This is a genomic window from Chryseobacterium sp. OV279, assembly GCF_900128945.1.
Taxonomy (GTDB): domain Bacteria; phylum Bacteroidota; class Bacteroidia; order Flavobacteriales; family Weeksellaceae; genus Chryseobacterium.
Window position 1 is genome coordinate 847,059 of record NZ_FQUD01000002.1, and the last position, 17,123, is coordinate 864,181.

The following is a 17,123-nucleotide window of genomic DNA, read 5'->3' on the forward strand; positions in this document are numbered from 1 at the left end:
CAAAACACAGACACAAAGTAAAAATAATAGATTAAAAAAAATATCCTGTCATCCGGCAGGATATTTTAGTTTCACCATCTTACACTTTAAAATGCAGAGAATAAATCCAGATCTGTTCCCGGTCTCTGTTGTTTTCAAAGTTTCTGAGCATCAGCTTCCGGTCAGCTTCTATTTTTCCATTGAAATAAAGCTTTCCATTAATAAAGACCTTCAATTTTTTATCTGGATTAATCATTTCCGGAGAAAGATTGAGTGAAAAAGATTGGATACACGATGTTTCGATCTTAAAAACCTGATCGGAATAAATAGCTTTTATCTTCCCTGACTTTCTTGGAAAATCAAAGGCATTTTTATTGACATTTTCCGTGATCAGACTGTCATTCTTATCGTATTTCAGCCATTTTGTGATTTTAAAATTCAACGCTTTGTGCCACTGGGCTTTGGGTTGGAGCGTATCAAGTTTCGTATCAGAAATCCAATCAATATTTCCATAATTGTTATCGTCGTATTCCCAGGTTAGTTCTTTCGGAAATGGATTCCTTTTACGGCTTTTTAAATCATTGAAAAGAATTTGAACTGCCGGCTCCGATTCGTTAAACTGAGGAAACCAATGCGGAAACCCATTGTAACGCTGTTCCTTATAATCAGCCTTGATTTCTTTCATCAGTTGAGTGAGGTCATCATTCGCATTCGGAGGATAATAATAATCCTGGTCGGTAGAAAAGTTAATGAAAGATCGGTTCTTTATATTTTCAATAAACGTTCCGCCTGTAAAAACTTTAGGAAAAGTATTAAATCCATAGAAACCTGCAAATGAGCCGGGCTGTTTCATGAGATACGAAAACGAACCGGTGGCTCCGTTGGAATGTCCGGAAATAAAAACTTTATTGTCATCTACATTGATGGCCTTTTTGATCTGTTTCATCATTTCCGGAACCATGAAAAATCCATCATCGGGAGTCATCCAGTTGTATTTTTTTCCACCTTTTGGAAAAACCAGAATGATATGACTCAGATCTGCGTATTTTGTATAAAACCTGTTCCAGCCGCCAAGATTTTCTGCCGGCATCTGATAATCGGTAAGGACGTTGTTACGTACAGCACCGTGAAGGAAAAAGAGGACAGGATATTTATTGCCAGGATCATAGTCTTTAGGAAGGTGAACAAGATAGGAAGTGTTAGTGGAATCATTTACTTTAAATAAAACGGAATAATTCTGTTGCTTCTTCGCTAAATAAGGAGAAGAATTTTTTATTTCGGAATACAGCTTAGCCACATTTTCCTTTTCATCAAAAGAATAATCCTTTGTCCTGAAAAATTCATCCTGAATTTCCTTTAAATCTTTATAGAAAAGCTCTTTGTCCTTTATGGCACTTTGCACAAGCGTTTTCCATCTGGGATCATCAAGTAAATTTTTATATTCACCTTTAGAAGATTCACCAATGACATAACCCCAGCCGGGATATCCGTCTTCATCAGCTTTCATTTTTGCAAGAGGGGTTAGATAATTGAACGCCTTATCTATATGATTTAATTCTGAAGCCAGGACCGAAGCCTTGTAAAGTCCTGTTCCGTCGATGCTGTCGGGGTAGATTTTGAAAGCACTTTCGTACATATCTAATGATTTCTGATAACCTGCATCATCTTTGGCCTTCCACATCGTTTCCAATGCTTTTTGCGTCAAAGTTGAATAATTTTCCTGCCCGTTGACAAGAAGACACACCAGAAGTAAACTCAATGTTATATAATATCTCATACCATCTAAAATTCGATGAGACAAAGCTATTCATCAAAGACGGTAAAAAATTGTAAAAATGGAACATTTCAAATTATGGCTGCAAACACCAGAAGGTATCCTGATTTCCAAGGATTGTACCCTTATCAAAAAAGCTTTTGGGTGAATTTTCGGTGAAATTTTTATAGGCTTTGTTAAAATGAGACTGGTCGTTGTAATTGAATTCATGAGCCAGTTCCGTGAAATTTCTGTGCGGATTTTCAAACAGTTTCTCGTTGATGGTTTTTCTGAAAAGAACAATTTCATGGAATTTTTTTACCGAAACCCCTAAATGAGCCTGAAAATTTCTGTTCAGATGCTGCCTGCTTATGCCCAAAGTATCGGAAAGTTTTGCAACCGTAAAATCGTCACACTGACTGAAAATATATTGAATGGATTGCTCAAGGATAACATTTTCAAAACTTTTAAATCTCTTTTCCAAGTAACTATCCAGCAGATTGGTGAAGGCTTCCGGATCTTCTGTTGAAAAAAGTATATTCAGTTGTTGTTGGCTGAAAAACTCAAAATCTGTGATGTAATCAGCAAAATTCAACGGTCTGTAAAACTGCTGGATTCCCAGAGGATGAAATACAATAACGATTCTGTGTACTTTCCCGGACTGTATAATATGAAGTACCTTTTCCCTGATAGGCGTAAAGATCTGCAACGCATGGGCAGCTTCATCAAAGACAACGTGTCCTTTTTCTTTCTGGGTATGGGATTTATAAAGAGAAACCGTATTGTTGAAATGAGGAAAGCATTGGAATTCACTGGTCTCATTATCCGGTTTTATATCCAGATAATAATAATCAACATAGGGCTTGATCAATGAACTTTTAGGTTTGAAAGTTTCAAATGTATTGTTCATTGTCTATGAATTGTATTTTTTCTCATTTCAGGTTCAATATAAACAATCTAATGATTTTTATCCTACAAAAATAAAAAAGAGCAGATGGTTTTCTGCTCTTTATTGAATATTTTTTCAAATTTTTATGCAAGCTGAGGACATACCACAGCCGGGCAGATCAGTCTTGGACATCTTGGTCTTCCGTCATCCGGACAGCACTTGTTGGAGCAGCTTGGAATAATGATACCGCTACCAGAAATTTCTTTTAATTGTTCTCTTGAAAGTTTGCTGTTACGTAAATTTTTCATTTTGTAAAATTTTATGGGTTAGTTGGTAATTTGTTAAGGATAAAGATAAAAAAATCCTTTTACATAATTGTGTGAGCGAATTTTTTTCATTTTTATTTATTTTATTTTCTGGGCTTTACGAAAAAAAATCAAAGAAGAATGGAATTTTTTTTTCAGGATATTCATGAAATTACTATCTTCACTGATCAATTTAAATATAATATAATGACAGGAACAGTAAAATGGTTTAACGAAACAAAAGGTTTTGGTTTTATTACACCAGACGGAGGCGGAAACGATATTTTTTGCCATCATTCAGCCATTCAGTCTTCAGGCCTTAGAACTTTGAAAGAAGGACAGGCAGTAGAATTTGAGATTAAAGAAGGTAAAAAAGGACCTGAAGCAGACAATGTTAAAGTAGTAGGATAATAACTTATTAAGATATTGTTTAAAATAAAGCTGCCATTTCAGGCGGCTTTTTTTGTGGATTTTTGGGCTATAAAAAAAGCAACAGGGCTCATTTTTTAACCATTAAGATAAGTGAAGAGAAAATCTAAAGATTTTTTAAGCCATATTTTTTATCATAAAATTTAAGAAATTCATCAACTAAAAACAAGCCACAAAGTGGCGATTTAGCCCAAGATAGGATGCAGTCCTATCAGATTCTCAAGCTACTCACTTCTATACTCCATTAATCTTTTCTCTCGCAGATTACACAGATAAAGCAGATTAAAAAAAGTTTTAAAAGCTCATCATTTAAAGCCAGATCAAAAGACAATTCTACATCTGCTTCATTCTAAGATTTACCGTTCAAATAAAAATTAAAATAGCAATAGGAACAATTTTTGGAGTAATTTGCATCAACTATCGAGAAACATATGTTTGACAAGCAGCAAAGAAAACTGAAAAGATCAGCCAGACTTATTTCCGTACTGAGCAAATACGGATTTAAAGATATGCTGGCGAGAATGAATACAGGAAATAAGCAGGAACAGATCTCTGCTGATCCGGATGAGGTGATTTCTAAAGGAACGGTATACGAAAGAATCAGGCTGGTACTGGAAGAGCTTGGACCTACATTTGTAAAACTGGGGCAGACATTCAGTAACCGGGAGGATCTTCTTCCGCCGGAACTGATCCAAGAGCTGCAGAAACTTCAGGACAAAGTGGATACCGTAGATATGGATGTGGAAGAAATTCTGGAAAATGAATTCAATATATCCATCAAAGACCATTTTCAGGAGATCCAGAAAGAACCTCTGGCCACTGCATCGATTGCGCAGGTATACAAAGCTGTTTTGATGGATGGCAGTCCTGTCATTCTCAAACTTAAAAAATCCGATGTACAGACCGTTATTGAAGATGATTTACTTCTCATCAAAGACCTGGAAAAACTGGTGTCTGCCTATTCCGAAATAGGAGAAAAACTGAATCTGAAACAGGCGATTTCCACTTTTGAAAAATCATTACTCGAAGAAGTTTCCCTGATCAACGAAAAAGAAAATATCCTGCACTTTGCCCGAAATTTTAAGAACAATAAAGAAACGTACGTTCCGAAGATTTATGAAGAATATTCCAATAACAATATTCTCTGTATGGAGTTTATTGATGGAATTAAGGTTACCGATAAAGCTGAGCTTTTAGCGAATAATATTGATCCTGTAAAGGTTTCCGAAGTAGGATTGAGGCTCTTTGTTTCACAGATCCTTGATTATGGATTTTTTCACGCCGATCCGCATGCCGGAAATATCCTGGTCAAAAAGAATGGGAAAATTGTCTTCATCGATTTTGGTGCAGTAGGAAAAATTCAACCGAACGATAAGGAAATCCTTGAAAACCTTATTGTAAGCTTTGTCGCTAAAAATCCGCATAAAATTGTACGTCACCTTAAAAAGATGGCAGTCAGTTATGAAATTCCCGACGAAAGAAGATTCGAGAATGATGTAGAAGATATTCTGAACTTTGTCCACAGCTCCTCGCTGCAGGATATCAATGTTCAGGTGATCATCAATAAAATGAAAGATATTCTGAAAGATAACAGGCTCTATATGCCGGACTATTTTTATCTTTTATTTAAGGGAATCAGTTTAATAGAAGGAGTGGGAAGAACGATCAATCCGGATCTTGATATTGTCAAAAGCCTTCATCCGTACACCAGAAAAATATTAACCAATAAGATTAAACCTAAGAATCTTTTAAAAACGGGAATGGACCGGATGCTGAATTTCACCGATAACGTGGATGAAATTCCTAAAGAACTCAGATCCGTTCTCCAAAAACTGGATGACAATAAATTTACAGTATCCAGTGAAATTAAAAATATTGAAAAGACCAACCAACTGATCAAATCAAGCATCGTTAATTTAATTTTAGCCATGGTCCTGGGTGCCAATATGATTGCCACAGCTATCGTTTTTGTGTCAGAATCAGGCCCGAGAATTGGAGAACTGTCTCTGGTTGCAGTTTTAGGTTTTGTATTCTCTATTATATTGGTATTAATACTTTTACTGAGAGTGACGAGGAAGTAGATGAGAAGTTAGATATTAGAAATCAGTTTGAAGGACTTTATGATTTCGGGCTCCCAACTAGCAAGTAGTAACCAGCAACTTTAAGGCTCTAAACCCCCACCCCGCAACAAAAAAAACTATGAAAAAACTAATTTTAACCACCATTATCTTCTGCAGTTCGCTGTTCTTAGCTCAGGAATCTGCTGAAAAAGGAATTCCTGGCGACTATGACGGAAATGGAACTAAAGAATATGCCTACACCAAAGTCAGTGACTGTACGGATGAATGTGATGGGAAATGTGAAACCACCATTTATTTCAGCGATAAAAAAATAAAACCGTTTACGATTTCACCCGCTAACAATGGAGGAGTATACAATCTGGGAGACCTTAATGAAGATGGAAAAGATGAGATTGGTTTTTATCCAGGCTGGTGTACAAGCTGCTGGCATGGCTTTCATGTTTATACATTAAGTAAAACAGGTTGGAAACCTTTGGTACCCTCTATTTCCACCCACTGTTCACAATGGGAAGAAGAAAAATTCCCTATTAAAAAAGATCCTAAAAAGAAAGGATACGTGATCATTACCTCAAGCGAATGGGAAGATGATGATATCAGGATTAAGAGTAAAAGTGTGAAGGTAAATTGAGTTTCGGAGTGAGACCGTTGTCAGTTGCCGGTTACTGGTTTGTAGTCATTAAGTTAATGAATTCAGCGTCTGATGTCTGAAATCTGAAATCTGATGTCTTGCATCTTGGCTCTTACATCTTAAAATTCACCATTCACACAAGATTATCCTCTAAATTTAAATACCTATCTTTGCACCATGGAAAAACTCACTTTTGCGGATTTTGACCTGCCGGTTAAAATTCTTGATGTTTTAGCGGATCTGGAATTATTCGAGCCTACACCTATTCAGGAAAAGAGCATTGGGCCTATACTTTCCGGGAGAGATGTAATGGGGATCGCACAGACCGGAACCGGGAAAACATTAGCTTATCTTCTGCCGGTTCTTAAAACATGGAAATATAACAAAACCGGGAATCCTACGGTTTTGATCCTTGTACCTACAAGAGAATTGGTGGTGCAGGTAGCTGAAATTGTTGAGAAACTTACAGAAAATATTACCGCAAGGGTAATCGGAATATATGGAGGGAAAAATATCAATACACAGAAACTGTTATTTAACAATGGATGTGATATTCTGGTAGGAACTCCGGGTAGGGTAATGGACCTTGCTATTGACAACGCTATATCATTAAGAGAAGTTCAGAAGCTGATCATTGATGAGTTTGATGAGATGCTGAATTTAGGATTCAGACCACAGCTTACTCATATTTTCGAAATGATGAAGCCGAAGAGACAGAACATTCTTTTCTCGGCTACTATGACTGAAGCTGTTGACGAAATGCTGGATCAATACTTTGCCAGTCCGATAGAAATTTCATTGGCAAAATCAGGAACGCCTCTTGAAAAAATTGAGCAGACCGGCTATAAAGTGGAAAACTTTAATACCAAAATCAACCTTCTTGAACATTTGTTGAAAACCAATGAAGATGAAATGTCGAAGGTGTTGATTTTTACCAATAATAAGAAAAATTCAGATCTTCTTTTCTCTAAAATTGATGAACTTTTCCCTGAGCAGTTTGATGTTATTCACTCAAACAAATCTCAGAACTACAGGCTTAAAGCCATGAAAAGATTTGAAAATGAAGAGGTCAGAGGATTAATTACGACTGACGTAATGGCGAGAGGTCTGGATATTTCAGATATTACCCACGTAATCAACTTTGAAACCCCTGAAATCCCTGAACAGTATATTCACAGAATCGGTAGAACGGGTAGGGCAGACAAAGACGGTAAAGCAATCACGTTCGTTACGAAAAAAGAAGAAGCTTATGTTCTTGACATTGAGTTATTGATGGACAAAGATCTTAAGTTTACTGATTTCCCTGCAGAAGTGAAAATAAATCCTAAGAAGATCGCTTCCGAAGAAGATGTGATCATTATGAAAAATCCTGCACAGGTAAAACTGTATGATGGTGGTGGAGCTTTTCACGAGAAAAAGGATAAAAACAAAAAAGAAAACTGGGGCGGACCTTCAAAAAGAAAAGCACCTAAGAAATTTGGAGCTAACAGGGCTCAGCAGAAATCTATATCTGTATCAAAATCTAAGAAAAAGAAATAAAAATAAAAAAAAATCCCGTCAGGGATTTTTTTTGTTTATACAGTTTATTATTTCATATAAGGCTTCATGACTTTCGTCCAGACTTCATATCCTTCCGGAGTCAGGTGGAGCATATCTTCCACGAAAAGATCTCTTCTTACGTTTCCATTGGAATCCTCCATGGCTTTAGTAATATCGATGAACTCTGCGTTAGGTTCTTTTTTCATGAAAGCTGCAATTTTCTTATTTGTTTCTTTCATCTGTGGCCATAGAATTTCGCGGCTCGGAGAAAATTTGATGGAAATGAAATCCACTTCAATATTTGGAAATCTTTGTCGGATCTTTTTGTAGAATGTTTTAAACCTATCGACCACTACTTGGGCTTTCAGCTCATGGTTGTCCGCGAAATCATTATCACCGCAGTAGATGATGATCTGTTTAGGTTGGTAAGGGTTTAAAAGGTCGTCAGCAAAATCATTCAGATCTGTCATTCTCGAACCTCCGAAACCTCTGTTGATAATGGTCTTGTCCGGGAAATAGCTGGCAACATCTGTCCACTTGGTGAAAGAGGAACTTCCTATCAGAAGGATGGCGTTTTTAGGTGGCGTGTTTTCCTGATCTGCTTTTTTGAAATTCTGAATATCCTGCCAGAACATCGGCTTTTTATCCTGAGAAAAGGATAGGGCAAAGTACAGCAATAGGAATGCTGAAAGAATCTTCTTCATTATAATCAATTTTAAAATATCTGATAAAAGTAATAAAAAACTCCCGGAAAAATCGGGAGTCTGTGTTTATCTTTTGTAGGTAACGTAGATCAGATCGTCAGTACCATCGTTATTGTAATCGTAAGCGCCGTACAGTTGGGCCATTTTCAGATCCTGGCTTGTAAGGATTTCAACTCTGTACCATCTTTCGGTATCATTGTCATTTTTGATGCTCAACAGCTTAGACTCTTCAGTATAGGTGAACTTACCTTCGTTTTTACCACTGATCTGGCAATCAACACCAGTTCCGGAGTAGTAGGTGTAGCTTGTGTAATAATCACTTCTGAAATGAAGTGTATTTTTAGCGTCACAGCCGGAAGGCGTTTCAGTTAAAAGTACTGTTTTATTGTCTTTTCCGGAAATAGTCTGGATTTTGCTTACCTTCCAGTCTCCGCTCATCATCTCTAATTCATAAGCTTCGAGATTGTCATCTTTACAGGAAGTTAGTGCCAAAGCAGAAAAGGCAAATAAAAGTAGCTGTTTTTTCATTTTCACAAATTTTAGAATATGCTAAAATATAAATAAATTTGAAATATCTATAATGAAATCCTGCTTTTTTAAACGAATGTTTATAAATAACAGGATTTTATATTGTGAAGCTTGGAAAATGACAGGTTTTGTAGGTAGCAGATGAGATTGTGGCAGAGTCAATGGTCAATTTTGCTTCGCAAGTCAATGTTGGGAGCCACGATGCAAGAAGTCAGATTTCAGACATCAGACAATAACTTATTAACTTAATCACTCCAAACTAGCAACCAGGAACCTCTTCCAAACTCATTTACCCTCAAAAACTCTAAGACGCTCAAACTCTCTCACCCTGGAACCCTAATAACTCATCTCTACAATTTTATAAGCATCCTGAGGCGTCAGCTTTTTGTACTCCCCAAGACCGGACCATTTTCTGTCTGTGAAAGCTTTTTCCACTCTTTCAGCAGTTCCTTTGTATTCTTCTGTGTATTCGGAAAGTTTGGTTTTGATATCAAGGCTGTGGAAGAATTCCTCCATTTTTTTGATTCCCAGTTCAGCTTTTTCTTCCAGAGTTCCGTCTTTGATTCCCCAGACTCTTTCAGCATACTGAGCCAGTTTTCCTTTCTTCGATTCAAAATTATAACGGTAGTGGGAAGGGGCAATCACCGCTAAAGTTCTTGCGTGGTCGATTCCGAAATAAGCTGTCAGTTCATGTCCCATAGCGTGTACTGCCCAGTCTGTGATCACTCCTTTCTGAATCAGTCCGTTCAGGGCCATTGTACAGCACCACATAAAGTTTCCGGCTGCGTCATAATCAAAATCACCTTTCAGTACTTTTGGAGCGGTTTTCTGAAGGCTGATCAGGATGCTTTCAGCAATTCTTTCCTGAAGATCTGCAGAAGACGGTGCCGTCATATACTGTTCCAAAACATGCGTATAAGCATCTGTAATACCGTTTACGATCTGATTTTTAGGAATTGTTCGGATCACTTCCGGATCTAATACTGAAAACTGAGGGAAAAGACCAGGTCCTCCTGAAGATAATTTTTCGTTGGTTTCTCTTCTTGAGATCACATATCCTGAATTCATTTCAGAACCGGTTGCCGGCAGCGTAAGGATACTTCCGAAAGGCATTCCTTCTCCTTCAAAAGTTCTCACTGAATTTCTCAGGATATCCCAGGGCTCACCGTCATAATTGGCTGCTGCAGAAAGAAATTTAGTTCCATCGATTACAGATCCTCCGCCTACAGCAAGAAGATAGTTGATGTTTTTTTCTTTGATAAAACTTAAAGCGTTGATCAGTACTTCATATTCCGGATTGGCAGGAACACCACCGAATTCATGCAGTTCATGATCCTTCAGCGCTTCTTTTACCTGATCGTAAACACCGTTGGTTTTGATGCTTCCGCCTCCATAGATCATTAATATTTTGGCATCTTTCGGAACTTCACGGGAGATCTTAGCGATTTCACCTTTTCCGAAAAGTATTTTTGTTGGATTTTTAAATTCGAAATTAAGCATTGTTCTAAATTTATTTGATTCAAATTTACGGAAAGCAATACGAAAACTGAGTTAATGAAATTTTAAAATTACTATCATGGAGTTTTATAATAACGATTTTGATTTAGGCTAAATTAGAGCCAAGAGCCAAGACATCAGACATGAGACTTTTAGGTTAAGGTTAAACTTGATATTGGAAAATGTCAAAGGTGAATTTTGCTTCGTAAGTGAATGGTGGCTTCGAGTACCTCAGCCACCAGATATTGCACTCCTGATTAAATATTCCAATGAATAAGTGATATTCCAAATGGTGGCTGAGGTACTCGAAGCCACCATCACCTGTAAACCCAATTTACACTAAGACGCTCAAACCCTCCGAATCTCAAACTCTCAAACCTCGAACCCCGCAACTTCCAGTCTTCTAACTACTCTTTGACAGGTAGGCCTTAGCATCCCGGATAAATTTCTCCTTGTCTTTTTTGATGTTTTCAACCAATTTTTTCCTTTCCTCCGGAATACTGAGGTATTTTTCGCCCCAAAGATTGATCTCAACGATCAGCGGAATCAGGTCAATTCCTTTCTCTGTCAGATGATAGAGAATTTTCAGTTTACTGTCCGGATGGTCTTTCTTCGCGATAATTTCTGCTTCCAGTAAATGCTGCAGCCGTGAAGCGAGAATATTGGTCGCGATTTTTTCATCTGCTTTAAGGAATTCTCCATACGTACATTCTTTCTTCAGCATCAGGTCGCGGATAATCAGCAGAGACCATTTATCACCCCAAATTTCCAGGGAAGAACTGATAGGGCAGTCTGATCTTTTTTTACTCATAGCCATATATTTAAAATAATACTTGCAAAATGAAAGTATTTGTTTTAATTTTACTTTTGTTTTGCAAGTAAATTTAAACATAAAAAATTGATAAATCAAATGGAAAATTTTGATGTTGCCGTGATCGGGTCCGGCCCCGGTGGTTATGTTGCTGCCATAAGAAGTGCACAGCTTGGTTATAAAACAGTGATCATAGAAAAGTATGATACCTTGGGAGGCACCTGTACCAATGTGGGATGCATTCCAACAAAAGCGCTGCTGGACAGTTCCCATCATTATTCGGAAGCTTCTCATCAGTTTGAAGAGCATGGGATAAAGGTGAATGATCTGAAACTGGATTTTCCTCAGATGTACAAAAGAAAATCTGAAGTGGTGTCCAAAAATACAGACGGTCTGAATTTCTTAATGAGTAAAAATAAAATTACCCGTTTGAAAGGAACTGCAGGTTTTATCAATGATTTGGTCATCAAAGTGACGAGTGATCTCGAAAGTACTGAAATTACAGCTCAAAACTATATCATCGCCACAGGTTCGAAACCATCATCAATTCCCGGAGTAGCTATTGATAAGCAAAGAATCATTACTTCTACAGAAGCTTTATCATTAGAGGAACATCCAAAATCTATGGTGATCATCGGAGGTGGGGTGATAGGAGTCGAAATGGCATCCATATTCAGCCGTATCGGAACTCAGGTAACGATTCTTGAATATGCAGATCATCTGATTGCCGGAATGGATCATGAATTGGGAAAAAGTCTTCAAAGAATTTTGAAAAAAGAAGGAATTGACATCCGTCTGGGTCAGTCTGTTTACAAAGCAGAGAACTCCGGTTCTTCAGCTAAAGTATTTTTTAAGGATAAAAATAATGAAGACCACGAACTGGAAGCAGAATATGTTTTGGTAGCTGTGGGAAGAAGCCCTTATACAAAAGGTTTGGGGTTGGAAAATGCAGGTGTACAGCTTGATGACCGCGGATTCATTAAGGTGGATGAAAACAGACAGACATCCGTTTCACATATTTACGCCATTGGTGATGTGGTAGGTGGTGCGATGCTTGCTCATAAAGCTGAAGAAGAAGGAGTCCTCGTTGCAGAAACGATTAATGGGCAAAAACGTCACATCCATTACGACCGTATTCCATCAGTAGTTTATACATGGCCTGAAGTGGCTTCTGTAGGGTTTTCTGAGGAATATCTAAAGAAAAATGATATCACTTATAATGTCGGGAAGTTTCCGTTTTCTGCCAGTGCCAGAGCAAGAGCGTCTATGGATACGGATGGTTTTGCAAAAGTTCTGGTAGATCCTAAATACGGGGAAGTACTGGGTGTTCATATCATTGGGGCCAGAGCAGCGGATCTCATTGCACAGGCTGTCATTGCACAGGAGTATGAGGTGACGGCTGAAGATATGTTTCGTATCTCCTACGCGCATCCTACCTATTCGGAAGCCCTGAAAGAAGCTTATCTGATGGCTTCAGGTCAGGGAGCAATTAATATTTAATGTAATTTGAGTTTGGGGAAAGAATAAAGAATAAAGAATAAAGATGCCATAAAAGCAAAGATGTCTGTACATTAGAAAGGATAAGGAAATTTAGATGATATGATTTTTTTTTTGTAAGTTTTTAATTTTCAACCATGTCAAGGTTCTGAACCTTGACATGGTTAATGGCTAAATTTTTTTTAATTCATAAAAAAACTGCTCAATCTGCTCGGAATTTTTTATCTTTTGAAACCACTTTTTTATTTGGAATCGGTCTGAGACGAAGTGTCACAATTTTCACTTTTAAAGTAAACCCCATTGTTTTTGGATTCCAGTTTACCGTTTTTTCTGTTGATCTTTATAAAATATGATTCTCTGATTTCCGGGCAGCCTTTAGACTTTGAAAGGTATAGATTAATATGTCTGTCCTCAATTTTATATGAGCTGCCTGCTTTATCACCTGTGTCTACTGAAAAACCATACGTTTGAGCCAATAAAATAGCTTCCGGAAGATTATCAATTGTTCCGATAAAATCCCTCAACTGCTGTTCACTGGAAAAATAAACGGATCTTTCTTTTTTGCAGGCAAGAATGTATGAAAAGCATCGGTTACCCACACATTTCTGGAAAAAACCTTTTTGAGGAAGAGGCTCATTGATGGTCATGAAATCCGGCATCTGGCTTTCATAGATCACTGCTTTTTCAGGATCGGTGTCATTGGTAAGAATTCTCCAGTAACCATAGTCTTTATCCGGAACAATAAATGGGTATAAATATTCCGTTGTATCCAGAATATTCGGAATCTTCCTGTAATCATCGGGAACCGTGGTCTGTGCAAAAAACAGACTGGATAGGATAAGGGAAGCGAACGCGATGATTTTCATAAAGGAAGTACTTTGGGGGCAAATTTACGAAAATGGATGAAGATTTATTTTTTATCCTTTAAATAATTCGCCGCATTGGTATTATCTGGATTGAGCAGTAATGATTTTTTATAATTTGCAACGGCTTCTTCTTTACTTCCCAGTGCATCTAATATTTCACCATAGCTGTCAAAAACATTGGAGCTATTGGGAAATAATTCGGTATTCAATTTGAAAACAGCTAATGCTTCATTTTTAAGATTACGTCCCACCATCTGATAGCCCCATGAATTGATCTCATCCTCAGACACCCTAAAGCTCTTGTTTTTCTTTTTGATTTTCTGATAAACCGAACCTATATTTTGATAACCGTCTGCACGAGTTTGTAAGTACAGCATTTTCATGTTGGGACTGAGTCCAAAACCATTTTCAGCTTTCATATCGGGAATATAATATCCTGCAATTTCATCAATGAACCATTCAGGATTTGAGCCCTGAAGGTTGGTTAAAACTACAATGGACAGATGATCCTGAGGATACACAAATAGGGAAGAACGCATACCGCCAACAGGGGCAACGGCAGGATGTTCAGTTCTTACAACAGTGGGCCATCCCAGGGCATAGCCATTTGTGAGTTTATTGAAACCGCCTACATTACCGTTATTGAGTTTTATGGTTGTGAAAAGTTCTGTGATGCTCTTTTTATCCTTAAGCAGTTTTCCTCCCTGTAAAGCCAGGAGCCATTTGCTTAAATCTTCTGCTGAGGACAGAATTCCAGTAGCCGTCCGGAAAAAGAGCGGGAAAGTGGCGAAAGCGTTGTGAAGTTTTCCATCATTGATCCATTGGCCATCGTTATTGATAATAGTGGAATAAGCACCTGCACTGTTATCAATAATATCGTTGGAATCTCCAAATTGGGTGACAAGCAGTTTAGATGGCTTGAATTGATTGTCTTCAATAAATTTTGTGAAATGTACTCCACTTAACTGAGTAATTATTTTTCCTAAGATAAGGTATCCAGTTTGGTTATAACTGAATTTTTCACCGGGTGAAAACTCCATCGGAAGGGTTTTAACGATTTCCCAGTTTTTACTTTCAATGCCTTCACCCAAAACCTGCTCTTTCTGATCAATATTATTGGGAAGACCAGATGTATTGCTTAAAAGCTGTTTGAAGGTTATGTTTTTCCAGTTGTCAGGAATATCACTGATATATTTGGAAATGGGATCATCTACTTTTAATTTTCCCTGCTCCTGTAACTGTAGAATAGCAACACCCACAAATGCCTTTGTCATTGAGTTGATCGAAAATACGCTATTGTTTTTTGTGGCATTTTGATGTTCAATATTGGCCAGTCCATAGCTGCTGAGCTGCTCAATTTTGTCATTTCTGATGATGGCCAATTGAAGTCCCGGGATCTTCAGCTCCTGCATTTTATGTTTGATGAAAGTATCAATGCTGTCAGAACGCTTTTGTGCTGTATAATCTTTGGGAAAAATAACAACGGTAATCAGTAGAAATGATTTTAATAAGATTTTCATGGAACTGTTTGTTATAAGACATGGAAAGGTAGCCTTTTATTACATGCCTGTAGAGTCTTTTCTTATTTTAACTGAAGAGGCGAGAGAGTCTTATGGTGGCTTCGGGAGCCTCAACCACCATTTTGAATATTAGTCATTCGTTGGAGTATCTAATGAGGAGTGTAGTATCTGGTGGCTGAGGTCCTCGAAGCCACCACTATCAGTGTCTGAAATCTGATGTTTGTAATACGGCTTCTTGTTTCTTAGCTCTTGGCTAAAATCAAAAGACCACAATTTCAACCTTCTGCACAATCCCTAATCCCTACAACCTGCCACCTAATATCTGCCACCTGCTACCTAAAATTCTCTACTGCAGTACAATTTTATAGTACCCTTTTTCATCCGTTACATCAATATTTATACCCGTAAAGGTTAATTTATTGACCTGATAGCCATCACAGCCGCCTTTAAACTCAGAGGATTGTATTGAAAAATTAAAAGCTTTAACATTAGACGTGAAAGAATAATTTTTTGTACCGTTATAAGCGCCGACATTTTCTAAAATGATCATGTCTTCAGATGTTTTGGTCAACTGTATTTCAACCTGATTTTCATCCTTAATTGAATACACAGTAAGGCTTCCGTTCGTGATCAGATTTACATCATCAGCATTAACGAATTTAAAAGCTATCGTTTGAGGAGCGTTATAACAATCTTCACCACAAGCTGTTACAATAAAAGCCATTAAAAAAAAGATAAAAATATTTTTCATTGGATTAATTTCTGTGAAAAGTAAAATTAATCATTAAACCATTGTGTACAAAATAATTATAAAACTGAATTATTATAACGGTTCCTGAATATTTTTAGAATCTGTGCCAGCTGGTAATCCGTGATATCAAAATCGTCAATGTTGACTTCTATTTTTTCGCTGTTATGAAAAAAATATAAATAATTAACTTCAGGTTGGTAATCATGTTTGGATTCACGACTTACTATACGTTTTACAATAATTTTTTCAAGCTGAATTTCATTCCACAAATATCTAGGATTATCTTTCAGTTGAATTCCTTTTCCATTGATCGAAATCATTACTTTAGATATTTTCTTAATTTCTACAATTACTTTTACAAGGAAATAGATTGTAAATGCGACTGACAATGCCATTATAAACATCGTTATAAAGTTGAACTTGATAATGATACAGGAAAGAAAAAAGATTCCCAGAATCACAAAAATACTGTACATAGAAATGGCAATGATTCTTCCTGAACGGGAATACTTAATTATAACCTGATCTAAAAGTGTATTTTCATCATATTCAATTTTATCATTTTTATGAATATTATATTCTTTATAAATAAAAACGCCATTGATAAAAGCGCCGATAAAAAATACAATGGAAAGGATGAAAAAGTATTGAAGTAAATAAACTCCTATGGATAAAGCTAAAATTCCTAAAATTGAATAGAAAATAATTCCAAATTTCATTGGTGTTTTAATTTTTTTTGCAAAGATATAGGTTAAATTCAAAGGATAGGAAGTCAGTAGGAAATATTATTTTTTAACCTGCTTTGCTTTATCAATATCTGTACTGATCAGATCTCTGGCGTAAGAAGTAGCCTTTTGATATTTCCCCAAAAATGCAGCCTTAAATTCATGGTCAATTTTTCCTTCTTTTATAATTTCATAAACAATCTCGGCTCTGATAGCCCTGAGTTCGAATAAAACCAGTTTATACGTATTTTTCTTATTATCCACTTGAAATAAAGTGTCAAATGCTGTAACTGCAGTGGTTACAGCTCCCAGGATTAAAATAGTTTTAGCTTGACTGAGATCTTCAATTTTTGATATTCCTGCTAAAATGGTAATGATTCCTGTAAAAATAATTTGAGTAATCCGGATAACATAAAACATCCAGATATACTGATCAGCCTTTCTTTCAATTCTGTCAATTTCCTTTTGTATCTGCAGATAAAAAGGATCGGTTATAGAGTCTTCTTTCATGGTAAATAGTTTCAAATAAAGTTATTGAATTAATTCCAAGGAAGAATATTAAAATAATTTGTTCCGGCGAACTCCGCTTTTTTGTCATTTGTCAATTCATTTAAAACCAAA

Annotated in this window: 18 protein-coding genes; 6 read left to right on the forward strand and 12 right to left on the reverse strand. The window is 36.8% G+C overall.

The features are described from left to right. Positions 1 to 79: 79 nt before the first annotated feature. From BUA72_RS11580 to BUA72_RS24460, 3 genes are all read right to left on the reverse strand, one after another. Positions 80 to 1,756: an alpha/beta hydrolase-fold protein gene (locus tag BUA72_RS11580; RefSeq protein WP_072923011.1), complete on the reverse strand. Its 1,677-nt coding sequence runs from the start codon at positions 1,754 to 1,756 to the stop codon at positions 80 to 82. A 73-nt stretch (positions 1,757 to 1,829) separates the two neighbouring features. Continuing rightward, on the reverse strand, positions 1,830 to 2,642 hold the full coding sequence (locus tag BUA72_RS11585; protein WP_072923012.1) for a helix-turn-helix domain-containing protein: 813 nt from the start codon (positions 2,640 to 2,642) through the stop codon (positions 1,830 to 1,832). Positions 2,643 to 2,764: 122 nt separating this feature from the next. Continuing rightward, positions 2,765 to 2,929 (reverse strand): hypothetical protein, encoded by a 165-nt coding sequence (locus BUA72_RS24460; protein ID WP_175548888.1) that lies wholly within the window; start codon positions 2,927 to 2,929, stop codon positions 2,765 to 2,767. 204 nt (positions 2,930 to 3,133) lie between these two features. On the opposite strand from BUA72_RS24460, the gene BUA72_RS11590 reads away from it, so the two are divergent. The 4 genes from BUA72_RS11590 (at position 3,134) to BUA72_RS11605 (ending at position 7,603) form a co-directional block, all read left to right on the forward strand. Continuing rightward, positions 3,134 to 3,337: a cold-shock protein gene (locus tag BUA72_RS11590; RefSeq protein WP_165570743.1), complete on the forward strand. Its 204-nt coding sequence runs from the start codon at positions 3,134 to 3,136 to the stop codon at positions 3,335 to 3,337. Positions 3,338 to 3,786: 449 nt separating this feature from the next. Beyond that, on the forward strand, positions 3,787 to 5,436 hold the full coding sequence (locus tag BUA72_RS11595) for an ABC1 kinase family protein (protein ID WP_047448129.1): 1,650 nt from the start codon (positions 3,787 to 3,789) through the stop codon (positions 5,434 to 5,436). A gap of 118 nt (positions 5,437 to 5,554) precedes the next feature. After that, positions 5,555 to 6,064, forward strand: coding sequence for a hypothetical protein (locus BUA72_RS11600; RefSeq protein ID WP_072923013.1), 510 nt, complete (start codon positions 5,555 to 5,557; stop codon positions 6,062 to 6,064). A 177-nt stretch (positions 6,065 to 6,241) separates the two neighbouring features. Then, entirely contained in the window at positions 6,242 to 7,603 is a 1,362-nt protein-coding gene (locus BUA72_RS11605) for a DEAD/DEAH box helicase (RefSeq protein ID WP_047448124.1), read from the forward strand. A gap of 47 nt (positions 7,604 to 7,650) precedes the next feature. Here BUA72_RS11605 and BUA72_RS11610 read toward each other — a convergent pair whose 3' ends face one another. The 4 genes from BUA72_RS11610 to BUA72_RS11625 all read right to left on the reverse strand — a co-directional run bounded on the left by BUA72_RS11610 (position 7,651) and on the right by BUA72_RS11625 (position 11,143). After that, complete coding sequence (locus tag BUA72_RS11610) at positions 7,651 to 8,307, reverse strand: GDSL-type esterase/lipase family protein (protein ID WP_072923014.1); 657 nt, start codon at positions 8,305 to 8,307, stop codon at positions 7,651 to 7,653. Between the two features lie 66 nt (positions 8,308 to 8,373). Further along, positions 8,374 to 8,835, reverse strand: a complete 462-nt coding sequence (locus tag BUA72_RS11615) for a lipocalin family protein (RefSeq protein ID WP_047448117.1) — start codon at positions 8,833 to 8,835, stop codon at positions 8,374 to 8,376. Between the two features lie 336 nt (positions 8,836 to 9,171). Then, entirely contained in the window at positions 9,172 to 10,335 is a 1,164-nt protein-coding gene (locus BUA72_RS11620) for an iron-containing alcohol dehydrogenase (RefSeq protein WP_072923015.1), read from the reverse strand. Between the two features lie 400 nt (positions 10,336 to 10,735). Next, positions 10,736 to 11,143, reverse strand: a complete 408-nt coding sequence (locus tag BUA72_RS11625; protein ID WP_228407866.1) for a winged helix-turn-helix transcriptional regulator — start codon at positions 11,141 to 11,143, stop codon at positions 10,736 to 10,738. 99 nt (positions 11,144 to 11,242) lie between these two features. Here BUA72_RS11625 and lpdA point away from each other — a divergent pair, with 99 nt between their 5' ends. Beyond that, complete coding sequence (gene lpdA, locus BUA72_RS11630; protein WP_072923017.1) at positions 11,243 to 12,643, forward strand: dihydrolipoyl dehydrogenase; 1,401 nt, start codon at positions 11,243 to 11,245, stop codon at positions 12,641 to 12,643. 239 nt (positions 12,644 to 12,882) lie between these two features. Here the strand turns inward: lpdA and BUA72_RS11635 are convergent, their stop codons facing one another. Then, entirely contained in the window at positions 12,883 to 13,506 is a 624-nt protein-coding gene (locus BUA72_RS11635; RefSeq protein WP_072923018.1) for a hypothetical protein, read from the reverse strand. A 44-nt stretch (positions 13,507 to 13,550) separates the two neighbouring features. After that, positions 13,551 to 15,026, reverse strand: a complete 1,476-nt coding sequence (locus tag BUA72_RS11640; RefSeq protein WP_083544189.1) for a serine hydrolase domain-containing protein — start codon at positions 15,024 to 15,026, stop codon at positions 13,551 to 13,553. Here BUA72_RS11640 and BUA72_RS24745 point away from each other — a divergent pair. Then, the gene (locus BUA72_RS24745; RefSeq protein WP_262484405.1) at positions 15,025 to 15,159 is read left to right on the forward strand and encodes a hypothetical protein; all 135 of its coding nucleotides are present in this window, start codon (positions 15,025 to 15,027) and stop codon (positions 15,157 to 15,159) included. The two genes, BUA72_RS11640 and BUA72_RS24745, sit on opposite strands and share 2 nt — an antisense overlap. A gap of 213 nt (positions 15,160 to 15,372) precedes the next feature. On the opposite strand, the gene BUA72_RS11645 is transcribed toward BUA72_RS24745, so the two are convergent. From BUA72_RS11645 to BUA72_RS11655, 3 genes are all read right to left on the reverse strand, one after another. Further along, on the reverse strand, positions 15,373 to 15,777 hold the full coding sequence (locus BUA72_RS11645) for a hypothetical protein (RefSeq protein WP_072923019.1): 405 nt from the start codon (positions 15,775 to 15,777) through the stop codon (positions 15,373 to 15,375). Between the two features lie 56 nt (positions 15,778 to 15,833). After that, complete coding sequence (locus BUA72_RS11650; RefSeq protein ID WP_072923020.1) at positions 15,834 to 16,496, reverse strand: hypothetical protein; 663 nt, start codon at positions 16,494 to 16,496, stop codon at positions 15,834 to 15,836. Between the two features lie 66 nt (positions 16,497 to 16,562). After that, positions 16,563 to 17,012 carry an SLATT domain-containing protein gene (locus tag BUA72_RS11655; RefSeq protein WP_047448094.1) on the reverse strand — a complete coding sequence of 150 codons (450 nt, stop codon included), beginning with the start codon at positions 17,010 to 17,012 and terminating at the stop codon, positions 16,563 to 16,565. Positions 17,013 to 17,123 lie beyond the last annotated feature (111 nt).

Coding starts and splice junctions, on each gene's coding strand:
- BUA72_RS11645 (WP_072923019.1), bottom strand. CDS start 15,777: ATGAAAAATATTTTTATCTTTTTTTTAATGGCTTTTATTGTAACAGCT.
- BUA72_RS11650 (WP_072923020.1), bottom strand. CDS start 16,496: ATGAAATTTGGAATTATTTTCTATTCAATTTTAGGAATTTTAGCTTTA.
- BUA72_RS11590 (WP_165570743.1), top strand. CDS start 3,134: ATGACAGGAACAGTAAAATGGTTTAACGAAACAAAAGGTTTTGGTTTT.
- lpdA (WP_072923017.1), top strand. CDS start 11,243: ATGGAAAATTTTGATGTTGCCGTGATCGGGTCCGGCCCCGGTGGTTAT.
- BUA72_RS24745 (WP_262484405.1), top strand. CDS start 15,025: ATGGAACTGTTTGTTATAAGACATGGAAAGGTAGCCTTTTATTACATG.
- BUA72_RS11580 (WP_072923011.1), bottom strand. CDS start 1,756: ATGAGATATTATATAACATTGAGTTTACTTCTGGTGTGTCTTCTTGTC.
- BUA72_RS11600 (WP_072923013.1), top strand. CDS start 5,555: ATGAAAAAACTAATTTTAACCACCATTATCTTCTGCAGTTCGCTGTTC.
- BUA72_RS11640 (WP_083544189.1), bottom strand. CDS start 15,026: ATGAAAATCTTATTAAAATCATTTCTACTGATTACCGTTGTTATTTTT.
- BUA72_RS11615 (WP_047448117.1), bottom strand. CDS start 8,835: ATGAAAAAACAGCTACTTTTATTTGCCTTTTCTGCTTTGGCACTAACT.
- BUA72_RS11605 (WP_047448124.1), top strand. CDS start 6,242: ATGGAAAAACTCACTTTTGCGGATTTTGACCTGCCGGTTAAAATTCTT.
- BUA72_RS11620 (WP_072923015.1), bottom strand. CDS start 10,335: ATGCTTAATTTCGAATTTAAAAATCCAACAAAAATACTTTTCGGAAAA.
- BUA72_RS11585 (WP_072923012.1), bottom strand. CDS start 2,642: ATGAACAATACATTTGAAACTTTCAAACCTAAAAGTTCATTGATCAAG.
- BUA72_RS11595 (WP_047448129.1), top strand. CDS start 3,787: ATGTTTGACAAGCAGCAAAGAAAACTGAAAAGATCAGCCAGACTTATT.
- BUA72_RS11625 (WP_228407866.1), bottom strand. CDS start 11,143: ATGAGTAAAAAAAGATCAGACTGCCCTATCAGTTCTTCCCTGGAAATT.
- BUA72_RS24460 (WP_175548888.1), bottom strand. CDS start 2,929: ATGAAAAATTTACGTAACAGCAAACTTTCAAGAGAACAATTAAAAGAA.
- BUA72_RS11655 (WP_047448094.1), bottom strand. CDS start 17,012: ATGAAAGAAGACTCTATAACCGATCCTTTTTATCTGCAGATACAAAAG.
- BUA72_RS11610 (WP_072923014.1), bottom strand. CDS start 8,307: ATGAAGAAGATTCTTTCAGCATTCCTATTGCTGTACTTTGCCCTATCC.
- BUA72_RS11635 (WP_072923018.1), bottom strand. CDS start 13,506: ATGAAAATCATCGCGTTCGCTTCCCTTATCCTATCCAGTCTGTTTTTT.